20 protein-coding genes are annotated in these 19,240 nt (G+C 48.9%); 8 read left to right on the top strand and 12 right to left on the bottom strand.

Annotated elements, in window-relative coordinates; all coding sequences use genetic code 11:
- Positions 1-29: 29 nt before the first annotated feature.
- Positions 30-251: a hypothetical protein gene (locus Q4Q54_RS09445; protein WP_006079786.1), complete on the bottom strand. Its 222-nt coding sequence runs from the start codon at positions 249-251 to the stop codon at positions 30-32.
- 81 nt (positions 252-332) lie between these two features.
- Between Q4Q54_RS09445 and Q4Q54_RS09440 the strand changes: the two genes are divergently transcribed.
- The 6 genes from Q4Q54_RS09440 (at position 333) to azoR (ending at position 4,695) form a co-directional block, all read left to right on the top strand.
- Complete coding sequence (locus Q4Q54_RS09440; RefSeq protein WP_311988296.1) at positions 333-1,304, top strand: virulence factor BrkB family protein; 972 nt, start codon at positions 333-335, stop codon at positions 1,302-1,304.
- 36 nt (positions 1,305-1,340) lie between these two features.
- Positions 1,341-2,306, top strand: coding sequence for an alpha/beta fold hydrolase (locus Q4Q54_RS09435; RefSeq protein WP_311988295.1), 966 nt, complete (start codon positions 1,341-1,343; stop codon positions 2,304-2,306).
- Positions 2,303-2,908 (top strand): hypothetical protein, encoded by a 606-nt coding sequence (locus tag Q4Q54_RS09430; protein ID WP_311988294.1) that lies wholly within the window; start codon positions 2,303-2,305, stop codon positions 2,906-2,908. Before Q4Q54_RS09435 ends, Q4Q54_RS09430 begins: the two co-directional genes overlap by 4 nt.
- 17 nt (positions 2,909-2,925) lie before the next feature.
- Positions 2,926-3,363, top strand: coding sequence for a D-aminoacyl-tRNA deacylase (dtd, locus tag Q4Q54_RS09425; RefSeq protein WP_006079790.1), 438 nt, complete (start codon positions 2,926-2,928; stop codon positions 3,361-3,363).
- Between the two features lie 123 nt (positions 3,364-3,486).
- Positions 3,487-3,939 carry a thioesterase domain-containing protein gene (locus tag Q4Q54_RS09420; RefSeq protein WP_006086590.1) on the top strand — a complete coding sequence of 151 codons (453 nt, stop codon included), beginning with the start codon at positions 3,487-3,489 and terminating at the stop codon, positions 3,937-3,939.
- Between the two features lie 159 nt (positions 3,940-4,098).
- Complete coding sequence (gene azoR / locus Q4Q54_RS09415) at positions 4,099-4,695, top strand: FMN-dependent NADH-azoreductase (protein ID WP_063884975.1); 597 nt, start codon at positions 4,099-4,101, stop codon at positions 4,693-4,695.
- 85 nt (positions 4,696-4,780) lie between these two features.
- Here azoR and Q4Q54_RS09410 read toward each other — a convergent pair whose 3' ends face one another.
- On the bottom strand, positions 4,781-5,104 hold the full coding sequence (locus tag Q4Q54_RS09410; protein WP_012586539.1) for a rhodanese-like domain-containing protein: 324 nt from the start codon (positions 5,102-5,104) through the stop codon (positions 4,781-4,783).
- 145 nt (positions 5,105-5,249) lie between these two features.
- Positions 5,250-5,825 (bottom strand): XRE family transcriptional regulator, encoded by a 576-nt coding sequence (locus tag Q4Q54_RS09405; protein WP_311988293.1) that lies wholly within the window; start codon positions 5,823-5,825, stop codon positions 5,250-5,252.
- A gap of 163 nt (positions 5,826-5,988) precedes the next feature.
- On the opposite strand from Q4Q54_RS09405, the gene Q4Q54_RS09400 reads away from it, so the two are divergent.
- Positions 5,989-7,176, top strand: coding sequence for a benzoate/H(+) symporter BenE family transporter (locus Q4Q54_RS09400; RefSeq protein WP_311988292.1), 1,188 nt, complete (start codon positions 5,989-5,991; stop codon positions 7,174-7,176).
- A 52-nt stretch (positions 7,177-7,228) separates the two neighbouring features.
- On the opposite strand, the gene Q4Q54_RS09395 is transcribed toward Q4Q54_RS09400, so the two are convergent.
- Positions 7,229-7,705: a GNAT family N-acetyltransferase gene (locus Q4Q54_RS09395; protein ID WP_311988291.1), complete on the bottom strand. Its 477-nt coding sequence runs from the start codon at positions 7,703-7,705 to the stop codon at positions 7,229-7,231.
- A 713-nt stretch (positions 7,706-8,418) separates the two neighbouring features.
- On the opposite strand from Q4Q54_RS09395, the gene Q4Q54_RS09390 reads away from it, so the two are divergent.
- Positions 8,419-9,414, top strand: coding sequence for a hypothetical protein (locus tag Q4Q54_RS09390; RefSeq protein ID WP_311988290.1), 996 nt, complete (start codon positions 8,419-8,421; stop codon positions 9,412-9,414).
- 464 nt (positions 9,415-9,878) lie between these two features.
- Here the strand turns inward: Q4Q54_RS09390 and Q4Q54_RS09385 are convergent, their stop codons facing one another.
- The 8 genes from Q4Q54_RS09385 to Q4Q54_RS09350 all read right to left on the bottom strand — a co-directional run bounded on the left by Q4Q54_RS09385 (position 9,879) and on the right by Q4Q54_RS09350 (position 19,238).
- Positions 9,879-10,622: a hypothetical protein gene (locus Q4Q54_RS09385; protein ID WP_311988289.1), complete on the bottom strand. Its 744-nt coding sequence runs from the start codon at positions 10,620-10,622 to the stop codon at positions 9,879-9,881.
- Positions 10,623-10,650: 28 nt separating this feature from the next.
- Positions 10,651-11,910 (bottom strand): beta-ketoacyl-ACP synthase, encoded by a 1,260-nt coding sequence (locus Q4Q54_RS09380; protein WP_311988288.1) that lies wholly within the window; start codon positions 11,908-11,910, stop codon positions 10,651-10,653.
- A complete protein-coding gene (locus Q4Q54_RS09375) occupies positions 11,911-12,636 on the bottom strand; it encodes a 3-ketoacyl-ACP reductase FabG2 (protein ID WP_259570436.1) in 726 nt (241 codons plus the stop codon).
- Between the two features lie 177 nt (positions 12,637-12,813).
- Positions 12,814-13,350 (bottom strand): hotdog family protein, encoded by a 537-nt coding sequence (locus Q4Q54_RS09370; protein WP_011982185.1) that lies wholly within the window; start codon positions 13,348-13,350, stop codon positions 12,814-12,816.
- A 1-nt stretch (position 13,351) separates the two neighbouring features.
- The gene (locus tag Q4Q54_RS09365) at positions 13,352-14,551 is read right to left on the bottom strand and encodes a beta-ketoacyl-[acyl-carrier-protein] synthase family protein (RefSeq protein ID WP_311988287.1); all 1,200 of its coding nucleotides are present in this window, start codon (positions 14,549-14,551) and stop codon (positions 13,352-13,354) included.
- Between the two features lie 49 nt (positions 14,552-14,600).
- Complete coding sequence (locus tag Q4Q54_RS09360) at positions 14,601-15,389, bottom strand: DUF3261 domain-containing protein (RefSeq protein ID WP_311988286.1); 789 nt, start codon at positions 15,387-15,389, stop codon at positions 14,601-14,603.
- 4 nt (positions 15,390-15,393) lie between these two features.
- Positions 15,394-16,683 (bottom strand): NAD(P)/FAD-dependent oxidoreductase, encoded by a 1,290-nt coding sequence (locus tag Q4Q54_RS09355; RefSeq protein ID WP_311988285.1) that lies wholly within the window; start codon positions 16,681-16,683, stop codon positions 15,394-15,396.
- A gap of 23 nt (positions 16,684-16,706) precedes the next feature.
- Positions 16,707-19,238: an MMPL family transporter gene (locus Q4Q54_RS09350; RefSeq protein ID WP_311988284.1), complete on the bottom strand. Its 2,532-nt coding sequence runs from the start codon at positions 19,236-19,238 to the stop codon at positions 16,707-16,709.
- Positions 19,239-19,240: the final 2 nt, after the last annotated feature.

Genomic DNA, 19,240 nt, shown 5'->3' with positions numbered 1-19,240 from the left:
TGGGTATTCCGTCACTGAGTGAATTGAAATTAATCGGCCTTAAATCGGGCCGCATCGATAATGCTCCACAGATGAAAGATAGCACCTATTACCGCCGGCACAATTAGCCACCAGAGGGCATAACCCACCACTGTGATAATGAAAAATAACAGTGCGGCCATAATGCGGCCTTGCAATAGTTGGCCTAACCCAGGGAAAAATAGGCTAGCAATAGCGGAAATAACGTTACCCGCAGATCCTTGTTGAGACATCAATTCACTCCTTAGACTTGTAAATTAAGTGTTTATTGTACGAAGATAACGAGTCTATACCAACAGAATCAAGAGAAACCCGTGACTAAGAAGATAGAACTGGCACAAATTCGCGTCTTATTCCTCGGGATCTGGCACTTCCTGCTGCATTTGCAGCGGCGTTTAGTGGAAGATCAGATCAATATCCGCGCCGGACATTTGGCCTATGTCACGCTATTGTCACTTGTGCCTATGGTGGCCGTGACTATGTCTATGCTGTCCGCTTTTCCTGTGTTTAAAGGCATTCGTGGGCAGATAGAAGGCTTTGTTTATCAGAACTTTTTACCCGCCGCCGGCGATACAGTGCAAGTGTATATCAATGAGTTTGTAGCTAATGCCTCTAAGGGCACAGCTGTCGGGATTGCCGCTTTAGTGGTGGTCGCTATTTTGCTGATTTCCGCCATCGACAAATCCCTTAATAACATTTGGCGTACTAAAGAGAAGCGTTCCGTGGTGGTCGCATTTTCTATGTATTGGATGGTCATCACTTTGGGTCCTGTTTTGGTGGGGGCCAGTTTGGTGGCGACTTCCTACGTAGTGTCATTGAAGGTTTTTGACGGTCAGTTGTCGGGTGTGGTGCCCGTGTTTCTTGAGCGTTTGCCCATGCTGTTTTCAGTTGCTGCATTCTTGCTGTTGTATATGGTGGTGCCTAATCAAAAGGTGAAGTTTCTACATGCATTATTAGGGGCGATTGTCGCCGCAATCTTGTTTGAGTTAGGTAAAAAAGCCTTTGCCTTGTATGTGACTCAGTTTCCGAGCTATGAAGCTATTTATGGGGCTTTAGCCGTGATCCCTATTATCTTTGTCTGGGTGTATTTATCGTGGATGATAGTATTACTCGGCGCGGAAATTACCGCGGCTATGCCAGAGTATTTAGATTATGAGTCGAGCTCCGATGAGGATGAAACGGATCTAGATGGTAAGCCATTAGCAGATGCCAGCCAAGGTGATTCGTCGTCAGTATTAACGTCGGCAGAGGTGACGGCACTCAAGGCCGTGGCGAAATCGGAATGACCCCCCTAAACGGTTAAGCAATGGCGATAACACTTAATGCCTGAATCAGTGCCTGAATCCTTTCCCCCTTTTATCCGCCGCGACTGGTTTAGCGTTGGCAATGGTCAGCAATTACATCTGGCGCAATACGGTAATCCTCAAGGTATTCCGCTGTTGTATTTGCACGGTGGTCCGGGAGCGGGTTGTGATATCGGTGATTTAGCCTTATTTAATGGCGAACAATATTGGATTTTGCTGTTAGATCAACGCGGTTCTGGACAATCCTTGCCCTTTGGCGATTTAGCCCATAATCATCTTAATGGTTTGATCTGCGATATGGAGGCGATTCGCCTTGCGTTAGGTATTGAGCGCTGGTGTTTAGCGGGCGGCTCCTTTGGGGCCACATTAGGCTTAATTTACAGCGGATTGTTCCCAGAGCGGGTGATAGCGCAAGTGCTGTGGGCGTTATTTATTCCGTCTAAAGAAGGCATAGATTGGCTCTATGGCGCTGACGGCGCGGCAAAATTGCAACCTGCGGCTTATCGACTCTTCAGTGGTAATGCGCTCGTTGCGCCATCGCTGGCTGAACTGCTGGATTCGTACAATCAAGGTTTGGCATCGGCCGATGAAAACCTGCGACACAATTTTGCGCGGCGTTGGGTTCAGTGGGAGCTAAAGCTCGCTGGGGCGAGATTGGTGTTGCCAAGACAGTTACCCGACCCAGTATTAGCGTTAGCGGATATTGAATTGCACTTTGCTCGGCATGATTACTTCAATGCCATGACTGTGTTGCAGCGCGTGACGCCTAGGGTGAAGGCGCGTAGTGTGTTATTGCAAGGAAGGCAGGATGCGATTTGCCCAGCGGCGCTATTGCGCGATTTTGTGGCTGGGCTAGAGCATGCTATTACGATTCAATCTGTTGCCGACGGCGGACATATGCTCAATAGCGAGTCGTTGTTTTTGGCGGTCACAGCAGAAATCCATGCTATGTGGTCGTGGATACATCAAAGGGAAATACAATGAAAACATTGCTCATCAGTGCCAGTTTACTCGGATTAACTGCCTGTGCAGCTACGGCGCCCTCGCAAACCAGCGCGATTGACCCAGTGGTGGCTCAGGAGACCGTGAGTGCACCCGTCGCGCCCAAAGTCGTTGAACTGGGGGGATTGACCAATGAAGCTGCCGCTGAGCGCTTGTATCAAGCGTTGATTAACGCTAACTACTTGGCCACCAAGGTTGCGCCGACGAAAGTCGCGGTGCAGTTTGGCGATAACCAGTTTTTGCTTGAGCCGAGCATTAATTCTGCGGGCATTGACCGTATTTTAATGAATCGTTTCTATGCCGTGCATCCGCAATTACAGGCTAGCCAAGAGCTGCCTGTGGTGATTGGCACTTTGAATCAGAAGCTTAGTTTTGCCAAGTTCGTGTTGCTGGACCAAGGCGCAGTGATCCAAATACAAGGCACAGTCACCTTTGCCGATCGTGTTGAAATCGAAGAGTTACGTCGTTTTATGCTGTGGACCAATGGCGGTTTGGCACAAGTAGCGCAATCCTTGCCCGATGGTATCGACCAATATATTCGTCCTATCCCGCTCATGCAGCAAATGGTTCCCGTTAAGCCTTAATCTAAAAAGGAAAAGTTGTGATTGCGTTAATTCAAAGAGTGAGCCGCGCCAGTGTGGTTGTCGATAATCAAACCATAGGTGCAATCGATAAGGGCCTGTTGGTTCTGCTGGGCGTCGAGCAGGAAGATACCCGCGAGAAGATGGAAAAACTGGCAACTAAAGTGATGAGTTATCGCGTGTTTTCCGATGAGAATGGCAAGATGAATCTCAACCTAGAGCAAGTCGGTGGCTCTTTGTTAGTGGTGTCGCAATTTACCTTAGCCGCCGATACGGGCCGTGGCTTGAGGCCGAGTTTTTCGGGCGCAGGTACGCCGGATCAAGCCTTGGCACTGTATGAAGAGTTTGTCGCATTTTGCCGCGCTAAGGGCGTGACCACAGAAACCGGACAATTCGGCGCCGATATGCAAGTGTCCTTAGTCAATGATGGCCCAGTGACTTTTAATCTGCAGGTGTAGCTTCTTATCGCGCGAGTTATTGCGTTAGCTATTACATTAGTCATCGCGTGGTTTTTCTGGGGGATAGAGTGTTGAACTTATTCGGTGTTAGCTGTGAAGAGGGTTGTATCGAGGTAAATACACATGGATGAATTACTTACTCAACTACTCATTCAATTACGCCAGACGTGGCACAGTACTATTCCTGTTAGTGAATTTATGCAGATTGCGCCGCTCGATTACAGCGAGGGTGAATTTCGAGTCACGGCGCCGATAGCGCCCAATATTAATCTGCATCAGACCATGTTTGCCGGCAGCATTTATACCTTGATGACCTTAACTGGCTGGGGCGCTGTGTGGCTGAACCAGCAGTTAGCTGGCGTTGCGGGGGACATCGTGCTCGCCGATGCCCATATTCGTTATCTCGCGCCAGTGACTTGTGACCCAGTAGTAACAGTGCAATGGCCAACTGTGGATCTTAGTCCGTTGCAAAGAGGTCGCAGAGTGAAAGTGAAGTTAGCTGTGCAATTGTATTGTGATGCTAAGCTTTGTGCGGTATTCGAAGGTCTGTATGTCAGTGCGCCGAAAGCGAGTTAATTTATAGCGCGTCGCAACAACCTATAACCTTTCTAAAAAATCGAAGTGAATCTCAAATTTTATCCACTTTATTTCTTTTTTATGGGCGAATACACTAGCGTCATAGAGTTGAGATATTCCATCTGACTCTGAGTCATTTACCTATTTTCGGAGCAGATTATGTCTAAAGTCTTAATTTTAAAATCAAGCATTCTTGGCGGTTATTCACAATCTGCCGTGTTAATTGACCACTTAGCTAGCCACTGGGAAACCCAAGGCGCTGCTATTACAGTACGTGATTTAGGCGGTAAAGACGTGCTGCCTATGGTAGACGGTGAAATCGCTTCTGGTTTACGTGGTGGTGCAGAATTATCGGCACGTCAGCAAGAAATGCTCGCATTATCAGATACCTTAGTTGCTGAATTAAAAGCGAACGACACTATTGTTATCGCAGCGCCTATGTATAACTTCACTATTCCGACTCAACTTAAAAACTGGATCGATTTCATTGCCCGCGCTGGTGTGACTTTTACTTACACTGAAACAGGTCCAAAAGGATTAGTGGAAGGTAAACGCGCTGTGTTAGTGACGACCCGTGGCGGCGCTCACAAAGATGGCCCAACGGATCACGTTGTACCTTACTTGAAAACGGTTTTAGGCTTTATTGGTATCACTAATGTTGAAGTGGTTTACGCCGAAGCGCTGAACATGGGTCCTGAAGCACACGACAAAGGCATGAGCGAAGCGAAACACAGTATCGATCAGCTGAAGGCTTAATTGTCCCATTGATTAGTTGAGCCATTTGATTTAGCTGAATAAATAATGCCAGCCGTTAATGGGCTGGCATTTTTGTATGTGCATTTTAGCTAGGTTGGCAGCAGACTAAATCTTTAAGTGAGCCACCATTCACCACGCAGCCAAAACCATTAGCCTTGAGGATATCGCAGCCTTTTTGCGCTCGAATACCCGCGCCACAGTAGAGCACGAAGGGATGTTGTTTATTATCGACTTGATGCAACCATTGGTCGAGCGTTGGCAATGGCACATTAATGGCTTGGGGCAAATGACCGGAGGCAAATTCCTCTGGTGAACGCACATCAATCACCCGCGCGCCTTGCTCAATCAATTGCCAACACTTTTCGCCCGAGTGACTGCCGGATAACTTAGCCAGTAAAGATTGAAACATAGCATTGCTCCTACCATTAGAAAATTTTCAATAAGTTTATTCTAATGAATTGGCGAGTGCAAGCGTTGCAGATTATCGGTAGTAATGGTTTGGTCTTTGGCCGTGCAAGAGCCCGAACTCTGCATTACTGGCGTTAGATAAGCTGCTACAAGCAAGATTCTCTGCCTCGTTGATAGTGAATGATGTCGTGGAAGACCACTGCTTGGTCGTTGAGATTGCGATAGCCATGGGGTTTGTCGGCCGCAAATCGTACCGCTTCACCTTGTTTGAGCGTTTGCCACTGTCCATCGACTAACACTTCCATCGTGCCGCTTAATACAATGACATGTTCAGTGACGCCGGCTTCATGGGGCTCAGAAAGTCGCTCATAGTTTGGCAGCAGGGTGAGTTCAAACATCTCAAAACCGAAACGGTCTTCAAAGGGAAACAGTGAGGCGACTAGCATGCCGTCGGTGGCGGGTTGTTGGCGTAATTCGTCGGGTTTACGGAATACTGCGCCTTGGCTCTGGGGCGTGGGCTCGAGAAAGGTCGAAAGCGAGAGATTGAATCCACTGGCAATTTTCCACAGCGTCGCAATGGTTGGGCTTGATTCACCGCGCTCGATTTGTCCTATCATGGCCTTGCTGACGCCCGTCTCTTGAGCGGCTTTATCTAAACTCCATCCTTTTTGGTTACGAAGTGCTTTGAGTGTGGTGGCGAGATAGCTGTTTATCGTCTGCACAATGGCCCCATCATTTTTATAAAAATTTAGTTTGTACGTTATAACGCACAGGTGCTATCTTGTCCATCTCGTACGTTATAGCGCACGCAGGCTATCTTGTTCATTCTATAAGTTATAGCGCACAACATGGTGGCGACATCAATTGCAGAGGAAGGGAGTGAGTATGTGGCGAGATGCATGGAGTTTGTCAAAAATATCAGCGGGTTTTATTGCGGTATTGGTGGGTTATAGCAGCTCGGCTGTGATTATCTTTCAAGCGGCGGAGGCCGTGGGTGCGACACCTGCACAGATTAGTTCGTGGCTGTGGGCTTTAGGTGTGGGCATGGGCGTGACCAGCATAGGACTATCGCTTTACTACAAGAATCCTATTCTAACGGCTTGGTCGACACCGGGCGCTGCGCTTATGGTGACCAGCCTAGCGGGATTGAGCATCAACCAAGCCATAGGCGCGTTTCTGGTGAGTTCGATGTTAATTACCCTTTGTGGGGTGGCGGGCTGGATGGATAAACTTATTCGCATCATGCCGCAGTCAGTCGCTTCAGCCATGTTGGCGGGGATCCTGCTGCAATTTGGCCTAGGGCTATTTCAGGCTATGCAAACCCAGCTGAGCCTCATATTGATCATGCTGTTGGTGTTTGTCGTGGTTAAACCTTTTGCGCCGCGCTACATCATCTTGCTGACCTTGCTGGTGGGCATCGGCATGAGCTTTCAATTAGATTTACTCAAGTTAGATGCCGTTCAGTTGCAACTGGCGATGCCGGTATGGACCATGCCTGAGTTTTCGCTGGCGAGTGTAATTGGCGTGGCGTTACCGCTGTTTGTGGTCACTATGGCCTCGCAAAATATGCCGGGCGTTGCTGCGCTGCACGGTAATGGCTACAGGCCGCCTATTTCACCTTTGATCACGAGCACAGGGCTAATCGGGGTAATTCTGGCGCCCTTTGGCGGTTTTGCTTTTAACTTATCCGCCATCACAGCGGCTATCTGCATGGGGAAAGAGGCGGATCCGAATCCAGCGACCCGTTACTGGGCGGCAGTGTGGGGCGGGGTGTTTTACTTTATCACTGGGTTACTCGGCGCCACTGTGGTCGGCCTGTTTTCCGCTTTCCCGAAGGAATTAGTACTGGCCATCGCCGGATTAGCGCTGCTCGGCACTATCGCCAATAGCCTTACCGCCGCATTAGCTAAAACTGAAGATCGCGAGGTAGCGGTGATCACTTTCTTGGTCACGGCATCAGGTTTTAGTGTGCTGGGTATCGGCAGCGCATTTTGGGGACTGTTGCTTGGGTTTATTATCCATTGGTGGAACGGGCACAGAACTGCAGCTGTGGTGAAGCGAGTGAATACTTAGCTGCAGCAAAGCGCCTTAGTAGATGAATTTAAAAGACTAAGGCGCATGTGTTTTAGATTTTCTTTGTCATAAACACGCTATTGGGGTCGAGTTGGTAGGTGTCGAAGGGGCCACAGATTTCAAAACCAAATTTGCAGTAGAGCAGGCGAGCTGGGTTGAAGAAGTCCATCGAACCTGTCTCTAGACTCAGACGTTTGACGCCAGCGGTTTTGGCATCGTTAATCAAGTGCTGCAATATTTTAGAAGCTATGCCTTGCTGTTTATAGGGCGCGGCGGTGCGCATGGATTTGATCTCGGCGTGCTCGGCATCTAACCATTTTAGTGCACCGCAGCCCGCTAAATTATTGCCATCCCACAGGGTCCAAAAGCGAATATTGGACTGACGCAGATCATCAAGATCTAATGCGTGAACGCTTTCAGGCGGAGAGGTTGCCCGCATATCGTCGAGGTGTTCTTGCAGCAATGCCGCTATCTCAGGCCCTTTAAGGTCATCTAAGGTGATTTTCATGGCTCTTATGGTGGATTTCATGGCAGATCGGGTGCTCCTATTATTTTGGCTTATCCATAATGGCGTCATCGCTTTGTTATCTGTTTGCAATTGCGCCGTGGTGGATAAGCAAATGCTAGGCCAAGAGTTTTTAGCTAAAGCTAAACGCAGAATCAAAGTCAAAGTCGTGGGGCTTCACCCCACACCCGACCAAAAGGGGAAAAGCGCCTGTTCCCCTTTTGGATATCCCCCGGCGTCCCCAACGGAGTTGAAAGCCCCTTGTGCTCATTGCCAAATTTGCTATCGCTTCCGAAGGATGCGTCCCTGCACCTGCGAAAGCTAGTCGGTCATCCATGACCGAACTCACGCAATTTGCCTATTCGCCCTGCGGCAACTCCGAGGGGATGGTGTATTCTTTTGACTTTAGAGTTGTCTGATCGTCCTTAAATCATAAAAGAGTTGTTGACCTGTTTCTGTCGTTGTACGCGTTTTAATCTGAACTTAGGGCTGGAATGCAGTAAATCAACGTCATGTATTTACCTAAATTTAGCGCGGAAGAATAGTAAAGCTAAAACAATATCAAGTGACTACTGTCTCAGTTGTATAAAAAATAGCTGCTAGAAAAAGCAAACTCCTATAACATTATTTATGCAAATTAACATAAGTGTGACAGCGCCAAACTCCAACAAGCGATTAAACAGCGCGGCGAATAACTACTAAAACGTTCGCAATAATCATAATTAATAGAGGTGGATATGGGCTGGAAAGGTACTGTTAGAGCAATCAATGCAGCTGCCAAAAAAGCTGAAAGAAATGCTAAAAAGTCTCAAAGAGAGCTAGCACTTAGACATAAAGAACATGCAAAAATGCACGAGTTAGAACAGGCCGCTTATGATGTAGAATTTTTTGAGAATTATATAGAAATTGTTCAGTCGATGCACAAAGAGTGTGGTGATAGTATTAATTGGGAAAAAGTTGCAGTTATAACCGAACCGAGTAAACCTATTGTTATCAAAGGATTAGAGTTGGAGGCGATTAGTCAAAAAGAACAATATCAACCGAGTTTTTTTGACCGTTTATTTAAACGTATTGAAAACAAGCTGAGAGCTCTAGACGCCGCAATTGAGTCTGCTAAAAAGCAAGATCAAATTAATTTTGAGTTGTCACTTGAAAAGTGGCTGCAGAATTATAAAGAGTGGGAGGAAAGTGTTGAGCAAGCTAATTTGCTTATAGCTGGTGATCCAGAAGCAAGAATTAACACGATCAAAGAGCTTAATCCTTTTAGCGAGTTAGACACTTTAGGTTCTAGTTTACATTTTTCAGTATTGGAGAATTATCTTCTAACCATAAATATAAATATTCGTGGCGCAGATATTATTCCAAATGAGCAAAAATCGTTGCTTAAAAGTGGTAAATTGTCAGTTAAGAAAATGCCTGTAGGTAAGTTCAACGAATTGTATCAGGACTATGTATGTAGTTCAGTTCTGCGCGTTGCTAGAGAAACTTTTGCAATCTTGCCTGACGAGTTTGTGTTGATTAATGCTACCGATAGGCTGTTAAACAAGGTTACTGGATATCTTGAAGAGCAAACTATATTGTCGGTGTATGTATCTAGGAGCACTTTGAATAGTTTGAATATGGATTTAATTGATCCTTCTGACAGCATGCGAAATTTTATCCATAACATGTCCTTTAAGCCGACAAAAGGTTTTGAGCCTGTTGTGCCTGTAGACGTTGTGACACTTGCGTAAATTGGATGACTAAAGGGAACTGTTAATGTGTGGTATTGGCATTTGTTATTTTTCTAAAATTGCCATCGCTAAATGTTAGCTCTAGTCTTTGAACCTAAGGTTACGCTGATGCTTGAAAGGCAAACCATGGTGATTGGTGAGACGACCGTCCGCCCCATGGACGGGGCGGTCGAGCATCCAAGGATGGACTTGCTGCGCGTCGTCGAGCCAGTACCATGGTTGGCCTCACTCTGAACAATACCTATGTTTAACTGCCTCTTCGCCTTCCGTAACTCTCGTTTATCAACTTAGATTTCACAGTGTCGTGAGTGAATGCCATGGCAAGCCTGTAAAGGCGAATATCAGCAAACGCTAAGGCCAACAGTAAATTTTCTTTTAATTTAAAAAGTGATCCAAACGGATATAAAAATGGCCGAGGATAAGCTCGGCCATGATTTGTTCGATTAAGCGTAAAACGGGCTGGTTTAGTAGAATTTCTTCAGGTAGCTTGCCGCGTATTTTTGCAGTTTTCGGTTCGAACTTGTGGTCGCAATATTCTCAATCACGTCGCGGTAATCGGCATTGCCTGAGCTTGCTAGGGCTTTTGCCATGTTGGCATAGGTATCGATGGCGAGTTTGTCATCGGCCATTAAGCGTGGCGTTTTTAATTCGTTACTGAGTACGGCTAGGATAAAGTCATCGTACTGACGTTCATCCATAATGCGTTTAGCCGCCAGGCGCATTAACTCTAAATCATCGCTGCGTAGGGCATTGGCAAAGGCATTATTTTGCTGACTTTGGTCGGCAGCATATTGGCTTTTATCCCCAAGAATTGTATTCCACTTTTTATATTGCGCTAGGTTTTCATTGGCTTGAGATGCGTATTTTTTGAGTTTTTTGTGATAGTTGCCATTTACAATGCTGTTGATGGTTTCGCTGTACTTGTCGTTACCCGAGTAGGCTAAGCCTTTGACTAACCAAGCACTATAGTCGATGGCATTTTTTTCAGTCGCTTGGGGTAAAGAGGCAAGCAGTTTAGCTTCGAGCACGTCGTATATTGCAGGATCGGATAAACCTGCAAGGCTTAAGGATTCGATGGCTTGCTTCTGCTTAAATTCGTTGTCGCCCTTAAAGACTTCTTGGTAGGTTTCTACTGTGTATTCTTTGGCAAACAGTGGTGCGGTTAATAAACTGATGCTCAGCAGCATCCCTGCAAACAGTGGTTTCATTGCTATGTCCTTATGTGGTTTTTAGGTGTTATCTGGTCCAGCGTTTAAAAATCAGCGAGGTATTAATGCCGCCAAAGGCGAAATTATTACTCATCACATAATCTGTGTCGATTGGGCGCAGTTCGTTGCGGATATAGTCCAAATCGGCACATTGTGGGTCGATATTCTCAAGGTTGAGTGTTGGCGCAAACCAGCCCGCATTCATCATCTCAATACTCACCCAAGCTTCTAACGCGCCGCATGCGCCTAAGGTGTGGCCCGTGTAGCTTTTAAGGGATGAAATCGGCATACCAGCACCAAAAACTGCATGGGTCGCGTGACTCTCGGCGATGTCACCGCGATCCGTTGCCGTGCCGTGGGCGTTCACATAACCTATGGCGCTAGGCTCAAGCTGCGCATCTTTAAGGGCTAATCTGATGGCGATTTCCATGGTCTGCGCATTCGGTTGGGTGACGTGTTGACCGTCGGAATTTGTGCCAAAACCGACTAACTCAGCATAAATTTTTGCGCCACGCGCCTTGGCGTGTTCTAGCTCTTCGAGCACCAGCGTACAAGCCCCTTCGCCAATGACGAGGCCATCGCGATCCGCATCAAAGGGGCGCGGCGTGAGTTCGGGCGTCGAGTTTTTAGTGCTGGTGGCAAACAGGGTATCGAACACCACAGCTTCGGTGGGGCAGAGTTCTTCGCCGCCGCCCGCCAACATTAAGGTTTGCTGACCGTATTTGATAGCTTCATAGGCATAACCTATGCCTTGGCTACCCGAAGTGCAGGCGCTGCTGGTGGTGTGAATTCGGCCCTTTAAGCCGAAGAATACGCCAACGTTCACCGCTGTGGTGTGCGCCATCATGCGGATATAGCTAGTGGCGGTGACGCCCGACATATCACCGGTTTTCAGCATATCGCCAAAGGCGGTTATAGGATCGGTACTGCCCGTGGATGAACCGTAGGCGATGCCCATTTCACCCGAGGACACGATAGGGTGATCCAACAACCCCGCATCGAGTAAAGCAAGCTCACTGGCGCGGGTTGCCATAATGGAAACCTTGCCCATGGAACGAATTTTCTTGCGCGAATAATGGCTTGGCACTTCAAAGTCAGTAATTGGCGCGGCTAAACGGGTGTTGAGTCCGTCGTATCTATCCCAGTCACTCATAGTGACGACGCAGTTTTTCTGCGCCTTAAGGCTCGCCGCAATGGTCGGCCAATCATGGCCTAGGGCGGTAATACCACCAACACCTGTGATGACCACTCGCTTACCCAAGCGCGTTTGATTTGTCCCCTCGCTCATTTAGATCATGCCTCCATTAACCGATATCACTTGGCGAGTGATATAGGCGGCATCGTCAGACATTAAAAATGCGGCTAAGGCGGCGATTTCATTGGGTTTACCCATACGGCGCATTGGCACTAATTGCTCGACCATGTCCTTAGGAATATCGGCCACCATGTCGGTCTCAATCAAGCCCGGGGCGATACAGTTGACGGTGATTTTGCGTTTTGCCAGCTCTAATGACAGTGCCTTAGTCGCGCCGATAATGCCCGCTTTGGAGGCGCTGTAATTCACTTGGCCACGGTTGCCCGCAATCCCAGATACCGAAGCTAAAGTGATGATACGTCCACCTTTGCGGCCTTGTACCATAGGCATCACGCAGGGATGGATCACATTATAAAAGCCGTCTAAGTTAGTGTGGATGACGCTGTCCCACTCGCTTTCTGTCATGGCGGGAAAGGCGGTATCGCGGTTGATGCCGGCATTGAGGATCACGCCGTAATAGGCACCATTGGCCTCGATATCGGCTTCGATGGCAGCTTTGACTGTCGCGCGGTCGGCAACATCAAATTTCAGCAGGCTCACATTGACTCCAAGCGCGCGGATTTGCGTGGCAGTGTCATCGGCCGCCGTTTGATTGCTGTGGTAATGCAGGGCGATATCGAAGCCTGCTGCGGCCAGTTTGAGGGCAATGGCTTTACCTATGCCGCGGCTCGAACCTGTGACTAATACTCTGTTATTCATTTGTTTTCTCCACCCCATTTTATCTTTAGGAGTCGGTATGGGGTTTCATGTATTTATGGTAAAAGGCTGCTTGCTAAGGCGCTTAATCTAACGCTTTTTATCGACAGGCTAATTCAGTTTGCTGTGATTACTTGGTCTCAGCATGGTCTCAGCATTGCCTCGATATTTGTGTCTAAGTTAGTGCCCAAGGCTTCTATTGCCCGCGTCTTGATTTCCATCAAGGTAGGCTTGCGTGTCTTGGGGTTGGAACACATTCACATTCGCTGTGGCGACTAAGATTTTCTCTTGATCGCTTCCGGCTTCGGGCAGCAGATAAATCTGGCAATCGAATACCGCTAATCCCGACTCCTCTTGATAGAGGCGGTTTACCTGGGTGCGATAGGTGCGCCCGAGTTCATATTGCTTGGCATGTAGCGCTAATTTGCGCGACCCCAACAGAAAACCCACGCGGATTTTATCATTGCGCAGCTTAGCTTCTACTCCGGCCAGTGCGGCAATACTTTGGGCCATATATTCGATACCCACATAATTGGGTACGGCTTGATGTTTATCGTCGAAATAGGGGCTTTTCGGCGTGATCGTGACTTCGGTAACTAAGGTATCGCGTTGATAAGAGATGATCTTATCGACCAAGATCATCGGCGCCCTGTGGGGGATGAAATCGGCAATATCCTGCTCGGCAAAGGGTAAATTGAATTGAATAAAGGGCATCATTTTAGGCCTCGTTACGGCAAAAAATCAGGCTGGCATTGCTGCCGCCAAAGGCGAAGGAATTACTCATCACATAATTAAGTGTGCCTTTTGCGGCGACTTGATGGCGTTCGACTAAGGCAATGGACGGGTCCTGTGGATCGACTTGTCTGTCCCATTGATGGGGCGGCAGGGCTTGGCCGTGATTATGTGCCGAAAGCAATAAATAGCAGAAGGCGGCTTCAATCGCGCCAGCGGCACCTAAGGTATGGCCGACTAAGGGTTTGGTCGAGCTGCAGGGCGGGGTGTTGACGCCAAAGACTTCAACCACAGCACGGCTTTCCATCGCATCATTTTTGGGTGTCGCTGTGCCGTGTAAGTTAATGTAACCAATATCTTGTGCCGCAATATTCGCATCTTGCAAAGCCGCTTGCATGGCGGTGATTGCGCCAGCGCCTTCGGGGTGTGGCGCCGAAATATGATGGGCATCGCTCGACTCGCCAATGCCAGCCAGCATGACATCGGACTCGCCCGCCGTCAGCACGAATAAGGCTGCGCCTTCGCCGATATTGATGCCATCACGGTTGATACTAAAGGGATTGCAGTGGCCTTTTGACACAGATTCCAAAGCATTAAAACCATTGACTGTCAGTTGGCACAAACTGTCGACACCGCCAACAATCACCATGTCGCAGAGGTTAGCGCTGAGTAAACGTTTGGCACTGGCAAAGACTTTTGCGCTGGAGGAACAGGCGGTTGAAATCGTGTAGCAAGGGCCATCTAGCTCAAAATATTGGCGTAAAAAGTCGCTAGTGCTGCCGAGCTCCTGCTGGAAATAGTGGTAATCCGCCGGAAAGTGGCCGTGTTGATTGCGATAGCTCAGGGCCGCTTCACCTTTAGAAATCCCCGAGGTGCTTGTGCCTAGCACAACGCCAATGCGGGCATGGCCAAAATCCCGTTTCGCTTGTTCAATCGTGGCGGCAATTTGCTGCGCCGCGCATAGGAGTAACTGGTTATTGCGGCAATCGAACTGAATGAGCTTTGCAGGAATCGCCGGCAGCGCAGCCGTTACTGGCGCAACTAAGGTTGGGTGCTCGAACAGGAGTGTGTCACTGCGCTGCATCGCGCTGGTATCACCCGCGATCAGGCGGTCTAAAACCTGCTGGGGATCTTGCCCTAGCGGGGTACACAATCCAATCTGTGTAATGGCTACTCTGTTCATCATAGCGTATCGTTTTTTTACCATGGCACAGCGAAGTGCGGGTGTTAAAAGGTTAAATAGGTTCGATTTCTAGCTCAAACTTGGCCTGTGGCATAGTTAAGCTGATGTGGGCTTGCCATAGGGCGTCGCCGACATTTTGTTGATAACGAATTTGCACCACATGGGTTTGCAGGGCGCTTTTACTGATCAAGGTATCTTGGCTATAGATCTGGCGACAGGGGATTGTATTCATTCGGGTATCGACAAGCGTGTCGCTCTTATTTCCCTCAACCGTATCGCAAAGACCAGTCACTAAATGACCACCTTCCAAATGGGCGCGAATACTCTGCTCAGGCCAATAGATCAGTTGCATCATCGCCATTAAATACTCGGCTTTAAAATTGTCGCCCAGCAGCACACTTTGCTCACTGCTGAGTGTATTCCCATCATAAACCAAGGTAAACAACGCCTGTCCGAGTGGCGCTAAACCCACGAGCGTCATGCGCTCGCCCTCTAACTCCAATTGAGTGAGCAGTTCGTGGGACTCTTTCCCCACTTTAATACTGACTTTTTGGCTAAAGGACTGGGGAGAAGATACGCCTGTGTTGCTGTCGGTTTGCTGACTCGCCATGATGGCGGGCTTAGTTGTAGGCTCAGTCGTGGACTTTATCCTTGGCTGAGTCAACGGCTTATCGGTCGCGGGAGCAAAGTCATGGGGCAATGGTGCCAAACAATAACGCATATCCTTAGCGAGTCCGACACAGGTCTGCCTGAACAGCAGTTCACTACAGCCCGTTAGCCCAAGGCTTGCGAGCAATAGCGCGGGGATGATTAGCCATTTAGCGTTAAGGTTTAGCAGCATGCGATTAGACCTCTGCGAATGCTGGAGTGGCGGCTGGGTTTCTGCACAGTTCGACTATCATGTTCAGGCGGCGCTCCGAGTCTTTAACGAAGGGATTATTCGTATCCCAAGCATAGCCCGCCAGAATAGAACAAATCATCTGCTTGATACGCTCGTTCGGTTCTTCATAGAAGATCACGTCCTGAAAGCGGCCATCATACCAAGCTTGCACATAGGTACGAAAGGCATTCACGCCCTGCATCAAAGGTGTTGAGTAATCGGCTTGCCAGTCAACCGTTTCGCCATTGAGTTGTTTCGTCAGGCATTTTGCTGCCATAGACGCCGATTGCATGGCGATAGTCACACCGGAGGAAAATACCGGGTCGAGGAACTCACCCGCATTACCCAATAGCGCGAACTTGCCGGTCGCAAGGCGTGACACATTGGCGGAATAACCTTTGAGCGTGGCGCATTCCTGTGCCACTTTAGCGTTTGCCAGCAGGGCTTTTAGCCCTGGTTCTTCATTGACTATGCTCATCAATTTTTGCTCAAGCGAACCCTGTAAACGCTCAAGTAACTGCGGCTCAGCCACCACGCCGAGTGAACAACGGCCATTGCTAAAGGGAATAAGCCAATACCAAATGTCCTTATGTTCAGGGTGGACACTGATCAAAATCTTATTACGATCGAAGCTAGCATCGCTGATGTTGTCTTCCACATGCGTAAAGATGGCGCTGCGCGGAGGCAGGCAAGATGGACTTTCTAAGTTGAGCAAGCGGGGTAATACGCGACCAAAACCGCTGGCGTCGAGCACATATTGGGCATTGATTTGATAAAGCTCGCCCTGTTCATTGCGCACCGTTAAGCGTGGGTTCTCGGTTAAATCGATCGCCTCGACCGTTTCGCCGTAGCGGATGTCGACCCCTTGGCTTTGGGCGGTATCGGCTAACAGTTTATCGAAACTGGCGCGCTGCACTTGAAACGTGGTGCCCGGCCCAGGAGTAAATTTATCGGTAAAATCGAAGGTGGTGTAAGTCCCATTGCGACGAAAGGCGGCGCCATTTTTATGTTGGAATCCAGCAGCATTGAGCGCATCTAACATGCCCGCTTCTTCGATAAACTGCATGCAGCAGGGCAGTAAACTTTCGCCGATGGAGAAGCGAGGAAAATGCTGTTTCTCTAACACAAGCACGCGCTTACCTTGCTGGTGTAGCAGGCTGGCAGCGATGGCGCCCGAAGGCCCTGCGCCGATAATGGCCACATCGACATCAAGTGAATTTGGCATAGTTGATAAATCGTGAACCTGTGTAGACATGTAAAATACGTTCCTTGTAGTCATCAGGACTTTTTTGTCGTTAGAAGCTGATTGGTGGTTAAAGCCAGTGTTGTGGTCAAAATCAACGGCGAAAGTAAAAAGGTAAACCCTATGCCCAGCGACAGGGTTAAACCAAAGTAGTGAATCGCTTGGGTCTGGCTAAAGGCAAGTAAACCAAAGGCCAATAGGGTCGAGCAGGCGGACATAAACACCGCCATCATCACTGCCTTGCCGTGGTTCTGGGCTGAGGCAAAAAACAAGCTGTAGTCTATCCCAATCCCGAAAACTAAAATGAGCGCCAGTGCATGGAACAGACTCAGTGGTGAGCCCGTTAAGCCTAAGGTTGCGAGCGTGAGCAAGGCCGCAAGGGCCGGCACGGCAACCACAACCGCCGCTTTTTTAAAGCCGAAATTCAGGCTAAACAACAAGAGTGCGATGCCAAGTGCAAGGGCTAACAGCTTTAGGGTTAACAATCGGTAATGGCCCATGACGGCTGAAATGTCCGCCACCTTGTCGATAAGCTGCACGCTTTTATCACTGGCAAAACGCGCTTTGAGGGCATCGATTTGCTGAATGCCGCCAAGGAGGACTATTGCACCATAATCAGCTCCATAATCGGCACCCTGATCTGCTCCATGCTCAGCGCCATGTTCCGCGCTTGCTCCATCATCATTTAGCGCGCCATTACTGACTGGACTGTTAGCCTCACTTGGCGCGAGCCACAGCGGCGCGAGTTGCTTGCCTGCCCCTAGTGTAAAGAATGCAGCAGGCGTGATGTACTCTGTTTTCGCGGCCAAATAGGCGGCTTGCAGTTCTGGCTTTAGATTTTCATCCAACCCAAGACTTGTAAGCACTAGCTCTAGCTGAGTTTGATAAATTTTGCCCTGTAAGCGGTAAGCCGAGTCTTGTTTTTGATGACTAGGCAGATAACGGCTGAGGCTGACATAGTTGCCTAACTCTTGGTTTGTTATGGCGGTATCAAGCATGGGTGACACTCGCTCAAGCTGTTGCAGCAACGCTTCTTCATTCGGTGCGCGCACTAATAAGAATTGATTGTCTGTGCCGCCACTGAGTAACTGGCGTAGCTGGTTTTCTGGCTCAGTCACGCTTGCAGGACTTTGCTGTAAATGGCGAATATCGTCATCGACGGTTAACTTTGTTACGCCAATCAGACACCAAACAACTATCACTAAAGCAAATAGGCCCATGCCTAACGGCGTGGTAAATCGTTTCGATAACTGAGTGAGACAGGCAAGGTAAGTCCCCGCGAGCGCTAACGGGCGAGAGCCTGCGGGCAAACGACTGCCGGCTAACAGTGGATAGGCGAGAATGAGGGTGAGATAGGCCCCAAGCAGCCCCGCGGCGCAGAAAATCGCTACTTGCTGCATGCCGGGAAACGGCGCTAAACCTATGCCGACGTAAGCCAAGGCGCTGGTGATAAAGGCGAGCGTCACCGTGGGGAAGATATACGCCACTGTGGCCTTTGCGCTCCGCTCAGTATCGCTTAAGCGCTCGCAGTAAAAATGAAAACTGTAGTCGATGGCAATGCCAATCAAGCTAGTGCCAAACACTAAGGTGAGTAAATGCAGCTCGCCAAATACGCTTAAGGTAAAAGTCACGGCCAGCAAGAGCCCGCTGGAAATGGTGACGATTGCCAGAAGTAGCGGCATTACAGAACGAAACGCCAACCAAACTAAGGCTATCACACCAAGTAAGGATGCTAGGCCGAGGATCGATATTTCACTCTTAGCCGTTTGCGTTGCCGCAAGGGCATGAAACAGGGCGCCAGCTTTGAGCACGGTAATATCTGGGTAGCTTTGTTTAACGGCATCCAATCCTTGGGTTAATGCCGTCATCTGCGCTAATTGCGCATTGGGATTAAAAGCGCTTTCTCGCCCCTTTGCCATGACGACAGCGGCAACATTATCGCCTTGATTCGCGAGCAGTATCCCTTGGCTGGCTCTGACTTTTGAACTCGGCGCGAGGGCGAGTAAATTGGCTGGGAATAACAGCAGCGGATCTTGGGCGAGCAAGTTGCTATTGGCGTAACTAAATGCGTTGTAAAGCTGCGCCGTGGCCGCCTCAATCAGACTTTCAATATTTTGGCTGGCTAACGCTTCAGCTTGCGGCTCTGTCAGGAATTTAAATCTGTGGGGAAAATAGAATTGCCCTAGCGCTTCACCGAGCTGTATATCGGCGCTGCGGATATCCGTTAGCGCGCCTTGCTTACCCCTTGCAACAAGGTCGTCTTCAAGCGTTTGCATCAACAGTTTTGCCGCAGCGATTGCTGTGGTTTCGTTCTTGGCGACAAGTGCAATATAGACTTGGTCGGCGAGCGTCGCTTCTACTTGGTTAAGGGCGCGCTCTGTGAGTTTGTCTTGCTGTAAATGCGGCAGCATGGCGAGGATATTGCTCTGCACCCGTGCGCCGTTTTGCCAGAGTTGCAGCGTCCACAGACTTGCAGACAGCATCAATAGCAACCAAATGGCGAGGCGCCACTTGGGGGGGGATTGCATTAGCGCTTGACTGGCGCGCACGGCGAAGTTGGAGGCCATGG

Origin of the sequence: Shewanella sp. SP2S2-4, assembly GCF_031932025.1 — a bacterium.
Classification (GTDB): domain Bacteria; phylum Pseudomonadota; class Gammaproteobacteria; order Enterobacterales; family Shewanellaceae; genus Shewanella; species Shewanella baltica.
Note: the sequence above shows the minus strand (reverse complement) of the source record. Positions and strands in the feature narration are given on the sequence as shown.